This window comes from Capnocytophaga sp. oral taxon 326 str. F0382, assembly GCF_000318295.1.
Classification (GTDB): domain Bacteria; phylum Bacteroidota; class Bacteroidia; order Flavobacteriales; family Flavobacteriaceae; genus Capnocytophaga; species Capnocytophaga periodontitidis.
Map to the genome: position 1 here is coordinate 13,083 of NZ_KB291358.1, position 15,805 is coordinate 28,887.

At 40.6% G+C, this 15,805-nt stretch carries 16 protein-coding genes; 6 read left to right on the top strand and 10 right to left on the bottom strand.

What is annotated here, in order from left to right; translation table 11 throughout:
- Window positions 1-22 precede the first annotated feature (22 nt).
- Complete coding sequence (locus tag HMPREF9073_RS00480) at window positions 23-1,651, top strand: acyl-CoA carboxylase subunit beta (protein WP_009750654.1); 1,629 nt, start codon at window positions 23-25, stop codon at window positions 1,649-1,651.
- Between the two features lie 94 nt (window positions 1,652-1,745).
- Here HMPREF9073_RS00480 and HMPREF9073_RS00485 read toward each other — a convergent pair whose 3' ends face one another.
- The 8 genes from HMPREF9073_RS00485 to HMPREF9073_RS00525 all read right to left on the bottom strand — a co-directional run bounded on the left by HMPREF9073_RS00485 (window position 1,746) and on the right by HMPREF9073_RS00525 (window position 8,296).
- Window positions 1,746-2,312, bottom strand: a complete 567-nt coding sequence (locus HMPREF9073_RS00485) for a hypothetical protein (protein WP_009750655.1) — start codon at window positions 2,310-2,312, stop codon at window positions 1,746-1,748.
- Complete coding sequence (locus HMPREF9073_RS00490) at window positions 2,309-2,842, bottom strand: hypothetical protein (protein WP_009750656.1); 534 nt, start codon at window positions 2,840-2,842, stop codon at window positions 2,309-2,311. Before HMPREF9073_RS00490 ends, HMPREF9073_RS00485 begins: the two co-directional genes overlap by 4 nt.
- Before the next feature lie 20 nt (window positions 2,843-2,862).
- Entirely contained in the window at window positions 2,863-3,672 is an 810-nt protein-coding gene (locus tag HMPREF9073_RS00495; RefSeq protein WP_009750657.1) for a hypothetical protein, read from the bottom strand.
- A gap of 82 nt (window positions 3,673-3,754) precedes the next feature.
- Window positions 3,755-4,660: a hypothetical protein gene (locus tag HMPREF9073_RS00500; RefSeq protein ID WP_009750658.1), complete on the bottom strand. Its 906-nt coding sequence runs from the start codon at window positions 4,658-4,660 to the stop codon at window positions 3,755-3,757.
- A 217-nt stretch (window positions 4,661-4,877) separates the two neighbouring features.
- On the bottom strand, window positions 4,878-5,075 hold the full coding sequence (locus HMPREF9073_RS00510; RefSeq protein WP_009750660.1) for a hypothetical protein: 198 nt from the start codon (window positions 5,073-5,075) through the stop codon (window positions 4,878-4,880).
- 4 nt (window positions 5,076-5,079) lie between these two features.
- Complete coding sequence (locus HMPREF9073_RS00515) at window positions 5,080-6,429, bottom strand: SMI1/KNR4 family protein (RefSeq protein ID WP_009750661.1); 1,350 nt, start codon at window positions 6,427-6,429, stop codon at window positions 5,080-5,082.
- A gap of 69 nt (window positions 6,430-6,498) precedes the next feature.
- Window positions 6,499-7,176 (bottom strand): hypothetical protein, encoded by a 678-nt coding sequence (locus HMPREF9073_RS00520; protein WP_009750662.1) that lies wholly within the window; start codon window positions 7,174-7,176, stop codon window positions 6,499-6,501.
- Window positions 7,177-7,375: 199 nt separating this feature from the next.
- Complete coding sequence (locus tag HMPREF9073_RS00525; RefSeq protein ID WP_009750663.1) at window positions 7,376-8,296, bottom strand: ankyrin repeat domain-containing protein; 921 nt, start codon at window positions 8,294-8,296, stop codon at window positions 7,376-7,378.
- A gap of 111 nt (window positions 8,297-8,407) precedes the next feature.
- Here HMPREF9073_RS00525 and HMPREF9073_RS00530 point away from each other — a divergent pair, with 111 nt between their 5' ends.
- From HMPREF9073_RS00530 to HMPREF9073_RS00550, 5 genes are read left to right on the top strand one after another with little or no spacing between them, the layout of a single operon-like run.
- Window positions 8,408-8,890: a DUF6452 family protein gene (locus tag HMPREF9073_RS00530; RefSeq protein WP_009750664.1), complete on the top strand. Its 483-nt coding sequence runs from the start codon at window positions 8,408-8,410 to the stop codon at window positions 8,888-8,890.
- Entirely contained in the window at window positions 8,856-9,686 is an 831-nt protein-coding gene (locus tag HMPREF9073_RS00535) for a DUF6048 family protein (protein ID WP_009750665.1), read from the top strand. The genes HMPREF9073_RS00530 and HMPREF9073_RS00535 overlap by 35 nt, the downstream gene beginning before the upstream one ends.
- A gap of 27 nt (window positions 9,687-9,713) precedes the next feature.
- Window positions 9,714-10,334: a hypothetical protein gene (locus tag HMPREF9073_RS00540; RefSeq protein WP_009750666.1), complete on the top strand. Its 621-nt coding sequence runs from the start codon at window positions 9,714-9,716 to the stop codon at window positions 10,332-10,334.
- 10 nt (window positions 10,335-10,344) lie between these two features.
- Window positions 10,345-11,226, top strand: coding sequence for a GTPase Era (gene era, locus HMPREF9073_RS00545; protein ID WP_009750667.1), 882 nt, complete (start codon window positions 10,345-10,347; stop codon window positions 11,224-11,226).
- Window positions 11,227-11,257: 31 nt separating this feature from the next.
- Entirely contained in the window at window positions 11,258-11,962 is a 705-nt protein-coding gene (locus tag HMPREF9073_RS00550) for a cell division protein FtsQ/DivIB (protein ID WP_198005877.1), read from the top strand.
- 109 nt (window positions 11,963-12,071) lie between these two features.
- Here the strand turns inward: HMPREF9073_RS00550 and rfbB are convergent, their stop codons facing one another.
- Both rfbB and HMPREF9073_RS00560 read right to left on the bottom strand, forming a co-directional pair.
- Entirely contained in the window at window positions 12,072-13,064 is a 993-nt protein-coding gene (rfbB, locus tag HMPREF9073_RS00555; RefSeq protein WP_009750669.1) for a dTDP-glucose 4,6-dehydratase, read from the bottom strand.
- Window positions 13,065-15,329: a GH92 family glycosyl hydrolase gene (locus HMPREF9073_RS00560; protein ID WP_009750670.1), complete on the bottom strand. Its 2,265-nt coding sequence runs from the start codon at window positions 15,327-15,329 to the stop codon at window positions 13,065-13,067.
- Window positions 15,330-15,805 lie beyond the last annotated feature (476 nt).

The window sequence follows — 15,805 nt, forward strand, 5'->3', positions numbered from 1 at the left end:
AAATGTACAATATTAATCAAATATGGACATTCAATTCAATACAAACGAAGATTACAATAAATTAGCCCTTAGCGAGTTACGTAAACGCTTGAAAAAGGTAAAAGAAGGCGGGGGCAAAAAGAACCTCGAAAAATTACACAGCCAAGGCAAACTCTCGGCTCGTGAACGCATAGAATATCTCTTAGACAAGGATAAACCTCAAATAGAAATAGGCGCTTTTGCCGGTGAGGGAATGTACGAAGAACACGGCGGCTGTCCCTCGGCTGGCGTAGTGGTAGTAATAGGCTATGTTGCTGGCAAACAATGTGTAGTAGTAGCCAATGACGCTACCGTAAAGGCAGGTGCGTGGTTTCCTATTACAGCCAAAAAGAACCTACGCGCTCAAGAAATCGCAATGGAAAATCGCTTGCCTATCATCTATTTAGTAGATAGTGCGGGGGTGTACTTGCCTTTGCAAGACGAGATTTTCCCCGATAAGGAACACTTTGGTCGCATCTTTCGCAACAACGCCCTGATGAGCAGTATGGGCATCACCCAAATAGCGGTGGTAATGGGCAGTTGTGTGGCAGGCGGGGCTTATCTGCCTATAATGAGCGATGAGGCACTGATAGTAGATAAAACTGGCAGTATCTTTTTGGCGGGTAGCTATTTAGTAAAAGCTGCGATAGGCGAAAATATCGACAATGAAACCTTAGGCGGCGCCACTACTCATTGCAAAATCAGTGGTGTAACCGACTATAAAGCAACTGATGATAAAGATGCCCTCGACCGTGTACGCCGTACAATGGCTAAACTCGCCGATGCCGAAAAAGCAGGCTTTAACCGCACTGAAGCGCATAAACCACTAAAAGACCCTAACGAAATTTACGGTATCTTGCCTAAATTGCGCTCAGAGCCTTATGATATGAAAGATATCATCCTTAGATTGGTAGACAATTCAGAATTTGACGAATATAAAGAAGGTTACGGACAAACCATCCTCACGGGCTATGCGCGTATTGAGGGTTGGGCAGTAGGCATTGTTGCCAACCAGCGCAAGGTGGTGAAAACTAAAAAAGGGGAAATGCAGTTTGGAGGTGTAATCTACTCAGATAGTGCCGACAAGGCGACCCGCTTTATAGCCAATTGCAACCAAAAGAAAATTCCTTTGCTCTTCCTGCAAGATGTTACCGGTTTTATGGTAGGCTCTAAATCAGAACACGGAGGGATTATCAAAGATGGGGCTAAACTCGTGAATGCTGTGGCTAACTCAGTTGTGCCTAAATTTACAGTTGTGATAGGCAATTCGTACGGCGCAGGCAACTACGCTATGTGTGGTAAGGCTTACGACCCGCGTCTTATCGTATCGTGGCACAGTGGAAACATTTCGGTAATGGGGGGCGCACAAGCTGCTAAGGTGCTCTTGCAGATAGAAACTGCCAACCTAAAGAAAAAAGGAGAAGAACTCACTCCCGAAAAAGAAGCTGCCCTTTTTGCGCATATCAAAGAACAATACGACGAGCAAATATCACCTTACTATGCTGCTGCTCGCCTCTGGACGGATGCCATCATCGACCCATTAGAAACCCGCCAATGGATAGCAATGGGTATAGAAGCTGCTAACAATGCCCCCATTGAAAGAGCGTTTAACTTAGGAGTGATACAAGTTTAGGTAAGAGATAAGAGGTAAGAGATAAAGCCAGCAAGGGCTCACAGCTGGGTATGTGAGTAAAGCTGCAAGAACTGCTGGGTTATGAATAAGAAAATTACTTTATTAACTTTCCGTCATAATCAATGTGGTATTCCTCATAATTGAAATCTACTAAATCAATGCCTTGTGGGGTTGTCTTAAAAGCGGGGATACGCTCTATAGGCGAGACAAAAATATCCTTCCCACTGAACTGCCAGAGGATTTTGCCCTGCTTGTTGAGGCGTACTATCTCTACCTCGCCGTGGGTAATGTAATCCTCTTGATAGGGGACTATCTGAAAGCAAGTAGCCATATCCACCTGCGTATGCCAAAGGAGTTCTAATGTAGGCAAGAGGATACAAAATACCTCATTGCCACAAGCTATCAGAAGTCTATCATTATCCAAAAGAATACCTTTCTCATTGAGCACATTATAAGTATCAGCTACAAGCAATACTTTACCCATAGGTTCTTCATTTTCATAGATTCGAATGCCTATTAGTTGGTCATATTCGCCTACTTTTCGGTTGTAAGGTTGGCGTTCTTGGTAACGAGTAAGGGCTTTTTGATTATCATCGAGACTGGTTTCATCTATAATCTCTATCTGATAAGGATTTTTATAAAGCCAAAGTGTGTTTTTCATAGATTCGATTTTCTTTTATGTCCAATAAATAGTATAAAACTCAAACTTACTGCTATATTAATTATAAAATTTAGTAGTGGGGCGTGTTCTAAAAGACTTTCATCTAATAAGAATTCGGCTCCATCTTGTTGCTTAAAAGGTTTGGTAACTACAAACTCATAGAGCGTAAATAACAGCAATCCTAAACTCAGCACAAACAATACATTTTCATAGAGTTTATTTCTATACCTGAGCAAGAAAAGAATGTTAAAAACTAAAAGGAAAAACGCAAAAAATAGAGGTACAGGATACCATTCTATAAGATCTAACTCCCAATAGGGAATTATTGGTCGCACACACCGGAATAAAAAGATTCCTACAGCTATATTATAGACCATTATACCCAATGCTAATAAGATTTCAAGTAGAGAGGAAATAGATTTATTCTCTACTTTTTTCGCTGCAAAAGCAATTAAGAGAAATACTAACAAAGGAATTATGAGTTTCCCTGCTAGTTCCAATTCTGAAGATATAGGAGGATATAAGTGCATAATAACTTCTTTTTAGGATTTTATAATTGCTCTTTAATACTATCTATCAATTCACAAACTTTCTTGAGTTTTCCTCCAAAGTATTTTTTGTCTTCTATGATTTTTTCATAGATATCCTCTATGCTATGAGCGGGTGAGAGTGTCCATAAACTATAAGGTTTCAACTGTACTGTCCCTATTTTTTTAAGGGAAGGCAGTATCGCTCCTAAATCTTTATGATTGAACCAGCAATCGGTTTTGAGGGCAAAATCTTGATTGTTTTTCCCACAGGCGAGTTCGCTTTGCAGAAAGTCGGTCATTGTAGGATAAGTAGTGGCTAAATATCGAGTAGGAGCAAGATGATACTCTATTTTTCGGGGAGTAACCTCTACAGCCGAGACAAAGCAGATGCCATAACGTTCACCAATGGTTATTGCCAACACATCTCCTACTTCAAAATAAGGTGTTTTAGGTTTCTTTGGAGCAGGTTTCACAAGAGGTTTGGGGTTATCCTCTTGCAATTGCAGTTTGAGCTTATCAAGCGCTTTCTGTCGTTGTTTTTGGGCTTTACTGTCTATCTCATTCCAGAGCGGTGTTGCTCCTTGTTCTATGAGTTGCAAAGCTTTGGTGCGCACTTCATCGTGGGGGTAGCCTATTTTCCAGAGAGCGTATGCAAAAGCCGTCCAATAGATTTCTGCAAAAAGTTCATCAATACAAAAATTAGCTTCCTCATTGAGCCAATCTTGTCTGATTTTTTCTATATCCTCACCGTCTTTATAACGCTCGGTGATGTTGTTATAAATGTCGTAGCCACTATCGCTATCTATGATTTTTACGCCGTCAATTGCCATAATACATCTATTTACTAATTCGCTAATTTGCTAATTAACTATTAAAGTTTTTCTAATGATTTTTTCATTGTTTCTGTATTTTTTACCACTCGCGGTATTCATCGGTGATATCTACATTATCGGCTAATTCCAATCCTGTTTTGCGTATGAGTGTATTGAGCCACTCGCAAAGTTCCTCGCGCTCCATTGTTTCTATAAGTCCGTATTTGTCATTAATTTTATTGAGTTTTTTTACCAATTTGCCCATAGAGTTATAAGCGGTAGTCGCATTTTTCTTTTGCACCGCCTCGCAAAGTGTTTGCACATATTCCGTAAGGGCTGTTTCTACAGCGGTAATACTTTCTTCTGAAAACATATCATCACCCTGAGCCATACGCTGGCGCCACTCTGGAATAGGTGTTTCGGAGAGAAAAGCTTGTATTTCAGGAATGCGATTGGGGTCTATGTTTTTATTTTGTGATTTGAGGAGGGCTTTTAGGTGGATGCGTTTCTTTTCATATAGTTCTAATTTGAATAATATTAGTCTACGCAATTGTTCCTTAGGATTCAGAACCACTAACAAGCGAAATTCCTCAAATAAAACATCATAAGCAGAGCCATAATCACTCACTGTTTTACCCGTAAGTTTCTTGCCTATTTTCTGTACAATGGTTGTTTTATCATCGCCAATGTTCAATCCAAAAGGCAGGTTTATATCAGAAATTTTTCCATCGGGTGCATTTTCGGAATCAATGGTGATTTGATGCAAAATGAGTTGGTCTTTTTCCTTGTTATAATTGCCAATAGGCTCTCCATAAGCGGGAGCATATCTCACATACCCAGTAAAAAGGCAGCGAATGGTCTTTTCTTCATTATTAACTGGTACCCAAAACAAGTTGCCGTAAGCATCATATTCAGGATTAGGGTTTTGTGGCAAATGATATTGCGCAAAAAATTCTTTTATTTCGGGAGAATGAATAAGTCTGCCCAATAAATCTTGTAATTCCATCTTTTATTTTATCAATTTTTTAAACAAATTAACTAAGCCAAGTATAGGTAATCCTACTATTATTGAAAGGATTACGACTATAAAGAAAACAAAAAGAGCTATTGTTATTACAACTAAACCTAACAAAGGGTTATAGGCATTGACTTTGATTACTTTATCAATGGTAGTGTTCAACAGCCTTGAATGTATTATTCTATTTAGGTTCATTTTTCACTCTTTATTTCTTAAACAAATTCACTAACCCAAGAATTGGCAATACCACTAACATTATAGGGAATATTAGCACATAGATAATACAGAAAATAGCTATCATCAAAAAGCTACCCAAGTACTCGTTATAGGCAAAGGCTTTGTTAAGTCCTTCAACGAGTACTTTAGTAATCCAAAGGTTTTCTATGGTCTTTTTTAGTTGCATCTTTCTATTTTCTGGTTTCGTCTAAGGTAAGTCCAAAAGAAGCTAAGCGGCGTTCTAAGTTGGAAAGGATATAGTCTTTCTCTTCGGGGAAGCGTTTGGCTATGGCTTTGTAATAAGGTAATAAGCGCTCGTCATCTATCTCAGAAAGGGCTTGCATAACTGTGCAAAGGACACCGGTATCGGTCTCTTGTAGCCCTTTGATAAAAGTATCGAGGTACTGTTCTCTTTTCTCACTTTCGCCGAGTATATAGTAGGCAGTGCTACGTATTTGAGGATTCTCATTATCGGTGAAAGGCAGGATCACTTCTTCGAAATTGTCATCTCCTTCCGTAAGGAGGTAGGTAGCAAAATCAAAGGTTCTTTCGTCGGTAATGGTAGGCAACAGCTCTTTTACAACAGACACCCAGTCGGCGCAATGGTCTTTTGCATACCACCATACAAACTGAAATACCTTTTTAGGATCTTTGGTTACCAAAGTCTGCAGATAAGGTTTGGCTCGCTCATAACACGATTGGCTAAGAATTTCAATTAAAAAATCTCTATCTTCGTTGTTTAAGGCGATGAGCTTTTCTATCTTGTCTAATAGTGCAGGTTCTAAAGGCGGTTTTTTATGATATACCCCCTCGAGGCAGTCGGTTTGCGTTTTGCGGTCGGTAGTGTGCTCATATTCATTGAGGAGCACCTCAGCGGGTTCGCCACGATGGTAGCCAAACCAAGTAGGGCGGTCGTCTAAAAGTTGCCCAGAGATCACCTCATCGAGGTAGCGTTCGTACCAATCTAAGAAGTTGGTTTCGAAAGCAAATTTAGGTTGCGCGAGGTCTAAATCTACATTCACTACACGACCGGCATATTTGTCGTTCAGCACCAAGGCGTGTTCATAGGTACACCCCTGACTCCCGAGAGGCAAGAGTCCGCCAAATACTTTTGCTCGTTCGGCAAAATACTTATCATCATCTTCTTCTTCGTCTTCTTCAGAGAACAATAGCGGATCAGAGAGCTTTTCCCATTCTTCTTGAGTCATATCAGGAGAAAGATTACAAGGCGCTTTGAGGTAGGTTTCTATTTTTTCGTAGAGTAGGCTATCTACAGAAGTTCCAAAGGCGTACAAGCCGAAATAAGGTCCTGCTATAAAGTCTGATTTTTTAGCTTTAGCATCGCCTACAGTAAGCATAAAAGCACGATAGCATTCGGGCAGTTGCACGCCGTATTTCTTTTCAAAAGCGAGGACTTCCGCCTCGCTTACGGGCGGGTTGAGGTGGTACTGGTGAGCATCGGCACCAAATACTTCTAAATTCTTATCGGCGGCTTTGGCTTGGAAGAGCTTTTGCTGAATGCGGTGGAGTTGTTCTTTCATTTGTTTTAGGGGTTCGAGGCTGACGAGTCGGACGGGACAGACAAGTCAGACGAATTTCACTTTTTAATATTACTTCATTTTGGGGCGGAAAGAGCGTTTTTTGTCAAAACCTTTGCTATCTATTTTTAGGTCATTGGGCAGTTCGGGCGATTGCTCGGCTTGGGTTTTGAGGTCGGAAAGGTATTGCACGATGTGCTGCCATACAAAATCGGGATCGATATAGATGCCAAGTTCCTGCAAATTCACATAATGGGTTGCCCTATTATCTCCTCTGTGGTCTTTGTTGTAAATGAGCAACAACGGACTTTTCAACACCAACCACGGCGGTCGGTCTTCGAGCTTAAAGATATTCCGTTCACGCGTGGCTTCCATCTGTTCAAGCAAAGTATCACAAGTAGCCGATAAGTAGGAGGTTATCCTAATTTCTTTCCCGTCATTCATCAGCACATAGCGGTCGCCATACCACAAATCATATATGCTGTAATGCCAATCCTCAGGGTCGGCAAAATCCCAATGAGTGTATATTTTAGAGCGTGTAGCAAAGAGGTGTACGAGTGCAGTGCCCACATAGAGTGCTGAGTGCAGTGCCTCATCGTCGGTGGGGTCATCAAAGGTGAGCCAACTTCTCTGAGGGAGGCTCATCCCTACCTCTGGTGGCAAACGGCGGTCATAGACGAGGTTTTCGTCTATGCCGTACTCAGCGACTTTATAATCGTAGTAATCTTTGAATTTAGAGATAATTTTCATTTTTAGGGGGGGCGATTAGGGGGTAGGGGTCGGACAAGTCTGACGGGGCAGACAAATCGAATGGCTATCCCCTAATACTTATAATTCACTTTGCCTAAGGCAATAGGCTGAGGATTCTGTACGACCCAAGCGGTAGCCAATTCGCATAGGCGTTGGGAGCCAGTGCCGTCGTCTTCCAAGATGTGTTTTTGAATATCGGCTACTTCGGCGAGTTCACTCTCCGAGAGAGGATTACCTTGTTGCAGGTAACTGTTAATAGCGGTGAGCTGCGGTATTCCTTATCCCAGTTGCCCATAGCATTGCGCAGGAGTTCGTCGTTTATCCTACCTGCAATACGCACTACCTCACCTTGTATCGTAGTTGCTCTACCACGACTGGGTACCAAAAGCGTCCACGCCTGCTCGAAACGCTCTTCCCACGTATCGCTAATAAGTACAATAGGCGATTTGCCATCGTGTTGTATACGGTGTGGTACAGGAGGCACATCAAAGAGCTTGTATAGTTGTTGCAATCCTGCATCGGTTTCCTCCAAATACTCTGGGTTGAAATTGTTGCGGTGAAACTCAAAATCTTCTCCTATGCGAGTGATTTGTTCTTTAGCAAATTTGGTAGGCTTCAATGCTGCTTTGAGGTAAAGTTCAGCTGTTTTAGCTGCTTTAGAAATATCAATACTCTGAACAGAGTACAGCATTGCCTCCATAGGATTATGTTTCATATCGTCTTTTGCCTTGATATTAGCTCCTTTAGCTATAAGCAAAGCAGTTACTTCAGGGTGATAACCTGCACCAAACAATGGTGTTTCGTCATACGCTGTCTTAGATTCTATATCAGCCCCTTTTTCTAATAGTAAAGCTACTTTTTCTACATTATTCACTTCGGCGTGATAATATAATGGAGTGCGGTCATATTCATCTTTTACATCAATGTCAGCGCCTTGAGCAATGAGCCAATCCATTAACTCTAAAGGGATTTCATAGAAAGAGAGTGCAGGTGTCTTGAATGAACGACGGTCGTAAGCGTTTAGCTCACATTCGTTGAAAACGGCTTTAAGTGCGTCTAAATCTTTAGCTTCTAATAGTTCGTAGAAGTTAGCGGGGAGGGTTTTCTTTTTCTTTGCCATCTGTATAGTGAAAAGTAAAAAGTTTAAAGGACAAAGATAGTAAATAATTGTTTATAAGCAATTGTTAATTATCAATTGTTTTGTATCTTTGCGCCAACTTTATATTTTCTAATGAAAAAAAATATCTTCATATCTTTTCTAATTCTCTCACTTTCAGCGTTGATAAGCTGTGAGTCGGATGATCTTTGCGACCACAACGTAAATACCCCTCGCTTAGTGGTGCGTTTTTATAACCCAAACAACACTCGCACGCCTTTTAGCGTAGCAAATCTTACGGTTTATGGCGAGGGTAACACGACTCCTTTGGTGAGCAACACTACTTTAGATTCACTTGCTTTGCCCTTGCGCTTGGAATCACCTACCACTTATCTGTTTCAAACGGTGGTTTCGGGCACAACTACCAGTACAGCAACTCTTACCCTCACTTATACTCCCAAACAATCGTTCGTAAGCAAGGCTTGCGGGGTAAAAATTACTTACAACACTCTTTCGGCTACTATTCAAGATGCAAGTAACTCTTGGCTGAAAGGTCTGAACATCAAGAACACTACCGTAGATAATGAAAAAAGAGCTCATATACATTTGTATCATTAGTATGTTATGGGTTGCAGGCTTAAAGGCACAAACGGCTACCCGTACGACTTCACAAACTACCATCGCCTTACCCGAAAAACAACAAGCCCCTGTGTACAAACAACGGTATGGCTTGCGCGTGGGTGCCGACTTGAGTAAGTTGGTACGTCCTTTTTTTGATAAAGATTACTACGGACTTGAGTTGGTAGGCGATTACCGCTTGACAACCAACCACTATTTCGCGGCAGAATTAGGACACGAAAAGAGAAGTAAAAACGAGGATTTTTATACTTATACTACCCAAGGTCAGTTTTTGCGTGCGGGTTTTGATTATAATACCTACGGCAATTGGTATGGTATGGAAAATATGATTTACGTAGGGGCTCGCTATGGCATTTCGCTCTTCTCTCAAGACCTCACTTCCTATACAATCCACAAGGACAACCAATATTGGACTGAAAATATCATAGGCTCCGACCCCTCTTTCCTAAAAAAATACGACGGACGTACAGCACATTGGTTGGAATTAGTTGTAGGCATCAAAGCGGAACTCTTGCGCAACCTCTATGCGGGGACAAGTGTGCGCGTAGGGCTATTGGTAGCACAAACGAACAACAGTGGTTTTCCTAACTACTATATTCCTGCTTTCGGCAGAGTGTACGAAGGAAGTAGATTTGGCGTAGGGTTCAACTACACGCTCAGCTACCTAATTCCTCTTTACAAAAAGGAGAAAAAGAAAGAAGAGGTAGAAACTCCAAAAACCACCTCCTCTCCTACTCCATCGGCACCTGCCAAAAAACCGAAAGGAAGGAGATAATGACGTGTGACGAATTACGAATTACGAATGAATAGATATATTACTTTTTTTCTGCTATTAGTTTGTTCTGTAGTTTTGGGGCAGGATGTGGAAGCTATACTTACTGAAAAAGTGAAACTCCTTGACAAAAGCTATACTACTAAAGAATTACAGACTTTAGCTAAAGATTTTGAGTCTCTTGCTACCTCAGCGGCTTCGCATTGGCTCGCGAATTACTATGCGGCTTATGTGAACATACGTCTCGCTGATATGTCGCAGGGAGATATGATTGATAGTTATTGCAATCAGGCGGAGAAATATTTGAAGATAGCTGAAAAACAACCTGATGCCGATGTATCGGAAATCAATGCCTTATACGCCTATCTGAACAGTGCTAAAGTGAAAGTAAACCCGATGTTTCGCGGAGCTAAATACGGAAAAATATGTAAAGCATACATTGAAAAAGCTATCAAGGCAAATGCTGAAAACCCACGTCCTTATGTGATTCGTGCCATCGGTATTTACTATAAACCTAAAATATTAGGTGGCGGCAAGGAAAAAGCAGAACCTATAGTTAAAATAGCCTTAGAAAAATTTAACCATTTCACTCCTAAAACGCCTAATCACCCACACTGGGGAAAAGGAATGATACAATCAATTAACAATTGACAATTAACAGATGCATAAAGCTGGATTTGTAAATATTATAGGGAATCCTAATGTAGGGAAATCTACCCTTATGAATGCCTTTGTAGGCGAAAAACTTTCTATTATCACCTCTAAAGCACAAACCACACGACACCGCATTTTTGGTATCGTAAGTGGTGATGATTTTCAGGTGGTTTTTTCGGACACCCCTGGGATTATCAAACCTTCATACGCCTTACAAGCCTCGATGATGGACTTTGTGAAAAGTGCTTTTGAAGATGCTGACATTCTTATCTATATGGTAGAAATAGGCGAAAAAGAACTGAAAGATGAAGTTTTTTTTAATCGCATCAATAAATTGGACGTGCCTGTGTTGTTGCTCATCAACAAAGTGGATACTTCCGACCAAAGTACATTGGAAGAACAAGTAGCTTACTGGAAGGAAAAAGTGCCTCGTGCCGAAATTTTTCCTATTTCGGCTTTGCGCAACTTCCAAACAGAGGTAGTGTTCAACCGCATTATAGAGCTTTTGCCTGAATCGCCTGCTTTCTTCCCTAAAGACCAACTCACTGACAAACCAGAGCGCTTTTTCGTAAATGAAATTATACGCGAGAAAATACTATTGCACTACAAGAAGGAAATCCCCTATTCGGTAGAAGTAGAAACTGAAAGTTTTGCGGATAGCGAGATGATTATTCACATTCGCTCAGTGATAATGGTAGAGCGCGAAAGTCAGAAGGGGATTATCATAGGTCATAAAGGAGAAGCCTTAAAACGAGTAGGCGTGGAAGCCCGTGTTGATTTAGAGAAGTTTTTTGGCAAACAAATACACTTGGAACTTTTTGTAAAAGTAAATAAAGACTGGCGTAGCAATGCACGACAATTAAGGCGTTTTGGCTACGATACTAATTAGCAAATTGAGAAATTAGCAAATTAGCAAATCTATTATGATAAAAAAGATACTAAAAATACTTGTAATCATCTTTTTGCCCTTTTGCATACAAATATTTGCATCGGGGCGCAACAAGATGCGTATTGTGAAAGAGGTGGTGGTAGACCATCAGGACGAGAATATGTACGTTACCGATGAGACTATACGCCGCACTATCTTCAAAGATCCTCAAGCACAACAACCGATGGGACTCCTTCGGCTAAATGAAATAGAAAAGCTCTTAGACAACAATGTGATGATTGAGAAATCGGAAGTGTTTTGCACGATTGATGGCACCCTAAATGCCAAAATTAAACAGCGAGAGCCTATCGCTCGTGTGTATGACGGAGCAGGGGTGTACTATATGGATACCCAAGGGAAGAAGATGCCTCTCTCGAGTTCTTACTCGGCGCGAGTACCTGTACTCAGAGGTAATACCGAACAGTATTGGCAATCCTCCTACGCACTGATGCAGTTTATACAAAACGACCAATGGATGGCTGAGAACATCACAGAAGTATTGGTAAAACCTAATGGCGAATACGATTTTTTGATGCGCGTGCCTAGTTTTAAAGTTATTTTTGGCAAGTTTGAAGACGAAGCGCTCAAGAAAGCTAATCTCAAAGCTTTCTATAAACAGTTAGAAAAAACTAACAAACTGAACGAATACAGCATTGTAAATCTAAAATATATGAACCAAGTGGTGTGTAGAAGATGAGATAATTAGCAAATTAGCAAATGAGATGATTAGCAAATTATAGAATAGAAAAAAACAGAGGTTACTAATGTGTAGCCTCTGTTTTTCTTATCTCTTACTTCTTTACCTCTTATCTATTAGAAAGGTACCATTTTACGGTTTTTTGGATACCTTCTTCAAACTGCAAGGAAGGTTCCCAACCGAGTTCATTTTTCAATTTAGTAGCATCAATAGCATAACGGAGGTCGTGACCAGCACGGTCGGTTACGAAAGTGATAAGCTTTTCGGAAGTGCCTTCAGGGCGACCTAACTGCTTATCTACTTCTTTTATGATAACCTTCACTAAATCGATATTACGCCATTCGTTAAAGCCTCCAATGTTGTAAGTATCGCCGTCTTTCCCTTGGTGAAAAATAGTATCGATAGCACGAGCGTGGTCTTCCACAAAAAGCCAATCACGGATATTTTCGCCTTTGCCATAGATAGGTAGTGGTTTATTATCTACAATATTATAGATACACACCGGTATTAACTTTTCAGGGTATTGGTGAGAACCATAGTTGTTAGAACAGTTTGAAATCACCACAGGCAATTTGTAAGTGTTATGGTAAGCTCTCACAAAATGGTCTGAGGAAGCTTTAGATGCCGAATACGGTGATTGAGGGTCATAAGGGGTTTGTTCTGTAAAGAGCGGGGCTCCTATTTCTAAGGCGCCGTATACCTCATCGGTAGAGACGTGATAAAAGCGTTTGCCTTGCATATTATTTTTCCACGCCTCACGCGCTGCTTGCAAAAGACTCAAAGTACCCATTACATTTGTTTTTGCAAAGCTGAAAGGATCTTCAATGCTTCTATCCACGTGACTTTCGGCAGCAAGGTGAATGATTCCATCGATGTGATGTTCAGCGAAGAGGGCTTTCATACGCTCGTAGTCGCAAATATCCGCTTGTATAAAGGTATAGTTAGGGGCATTGGCTACATCGGCAACGTTTTCTAAGTTACCAGCGTAAGTGAGTTTATCTAAGTTAAAAATTTGATAGTCGGGGTATTTGTTTACAAATAGCCTCACGACGTGAGAGCCGATAAAGCCAGCTCCTCCTGTGATTAAGATATTTCTTTTCATTTATTTGTTTGTCATTTCAAAAACTAATTCACCACCTTTTAGAAGGTCTTGGTGAGAAATATGCCATTGAGAGTATTCCTTGCCGTTGAGTTTTACAGATTGGATATACTTATTGTCTTTAGACACATTTTTAGCAATGATTGTAAATGTCTTTCCGTTAGGTAAATGTATGGTTACTTTATCAAATAGTGGACGACCGAACTCATACTCGGTAGAAGCTGGATTCATAGGATATAAGCCCATAGCACTCCAAATGTACCAAGCCGACATCTGTCCGCAATCCTCATTACCACTAAGTCCGTTAGGGGTAGTGTTGTACTGAGTTTGCAAGATGCGATCTACCCAATATTGGGTTTTCTTAGGTTGTCCTGCTACGTTGAACATATAGGCAATATGGTGGCTCGGTTCATTGCCGTGCGCATACTGACCTATGAGTCCTGAAATATCAGGAGAGGTGTTATCACCAGTGATTTCAGAACTTTCGGTAAAGAGTTTTTCTAAGTGTGTTACAAAAGGTTCATTGCCTCCAAATAGGTTGATAAGTCCTTGTACGTTGTGAGGCACAAACCAGCTGTGTTGCCAAGCGTTACCTTCGGTATAGTCGGTATTTTCGCGGTGGTCGGAGCGTTTAGGGTCAAAAGGTGTGCGCCATTTACCATCAGTGCTTTTACCACGCATAAAGCCCGTTTCTTTATCAAATAGGTGAGCATAGGCTTCTGAGCGTTTGGTAAAGAAGTCGGCATCTTCAGTTTTACCTAAGGCTTTAGCCATTTGCGCCACACACCAGTCGTCGTAAGCGTATTCAAGGGTAATGGTAACTGATTCGTCTACCCCTGCGTTATAAGGAATGTAACCATATTTTTTGTACGCTTTGAGTCCCCGTGCGTCTTGCATCATTGTAGTTTTCATTGCCTCGTAAGCCTTTTCAGCATCAAAACCACGTACACCTTTGAGATAGGCTTCGGCAATCACTGCTACCGAGTGATAGCCCGTCATTGTATTGGTTTCATTGCCGTAGAGCGTCCAAACGGGCAATACTTTGTGCACTTGGTAGTAAGCTAACATTGAGTTAATGATATCGGCAGTTACTTTGGGTTGCAAAAGAGTAAGCAGTGGGTGCTCGGCACGGAAAGTATCCCACAGAGAAAGGGTAGAATAAGCAGTACCTTCGGTTTTTACAATTTCATCGTTTTGCAAGCGGAACTGACCATTTTTATCAGAGAAAGTTACAGGCGCTACTTGTGCGTGATAGAGGGCAGTGTAGAAAATGGTTTTGAGAGAATCAACAGGAGTTTCTACTACTATACTGCTAAGGGTCTTTTCCCATTGTTGTTGCGCTAATGATTTGGTTTTATCAAAATTAGGAGCGTTGTATAACTCCAAGTTATCTAAAGCATTTTCTTCACTTACTGACGAAACGGCTACTTTTACCTCTAACTTCTCATCAGTATTATCAAAGAAGATTTGCCCTGAAGTAATATCCTCTTTATGTTTTTGGTAGGTAATATTTTTGATAGGTTTAGAAAACTGAATTGCGAAGAACACTTTTTGGTTTTCAGCCCAGCCAGTACTATAACGATAACCTGTGATAATATTGCCGTTGTTATTAGCGTCTAACTTCTTACGTGATTGGCTAAAAGAAGTTTTGGTAGGGCTATCCCAGTTGATAGCAAATCCTAAATTCAAAATTACAGACTGCTCTGCTCCTTTTTCGAAAGTATAACGATGTACAGCATAACGTTGTGCCGCAGTGAGTTCTACATTCACTTTGGGGTCTTCTAAATACACTTGGTAATAACCAGTTTCTGCTTTTTCGTTCTTATGGCTATATTTTGATTTGTAAGGCACCATATCGCGAAACTCTTGGGCATTCACGGGGTATTGCTCTTTGCGACCATATTTCAGTACGCTGAGGTCATACTCTTTAGTAGTAGGCATTAGCAAAATATCGTTTAGGTCGCCTATCCCTGTACCACTGAGACTCAAATGACCAAAACCTACCATTAGACTATCAGAATAATGATAGCCTGAACACCAATCCCAGTGGCTAAGACCATTGACGGGGCTCACTTGTATCATACCAAAAGGGGTAGTTGCCCCAGGGTAAGTATGCCCGTGGCCGCCTGTACCAATAAATGGATCTACATAGCTAATCAACGGTTTTTGAGGGGTTTGTGCTTCTTTTTGTTCAGGGATTTGAGGATTGTTGCAGGCAGCTAACACTAAAGATGCTGCTGCTAAAAGGGTGATATGTTTTAACTTCATTGTAATAATAATTAATTTAATTGGGGCAAAGATAATAAATAATTACGAATGACGAGTTACGAATGACAATTTTTTGCGGTATTCGCTTTAAAAAAACGCGCCCCAATTCCTCACATACTTCACTCTCGCAGACTTCTCAAAAGAGACTTTTTTTCTTAACTCTTAATAAAATAATGAGAGTTCGATAAGTAGTTGTTTAAAAAGCAGCAAAATATTTTAAATCTCTCACTAATTTCACGAATTTTCACCTGATGGTGAATTATTTTGTGTATATTATGTTACAAATGTAAACCAATGTTCTGTTATATTCGAACTTATGTTAATTGAGGGAAAGCACTTTGCCATTCTTTGTTAATTTCTTGTTTAAGTTCTCTGTCTATTTTCATACTACTATGAGGGTGTCCGAAAAGTTTTATTTATGTAGGCGTTTGCAAAACACCCTTACATAACATACTACAAAAGCTATTGATAATCAG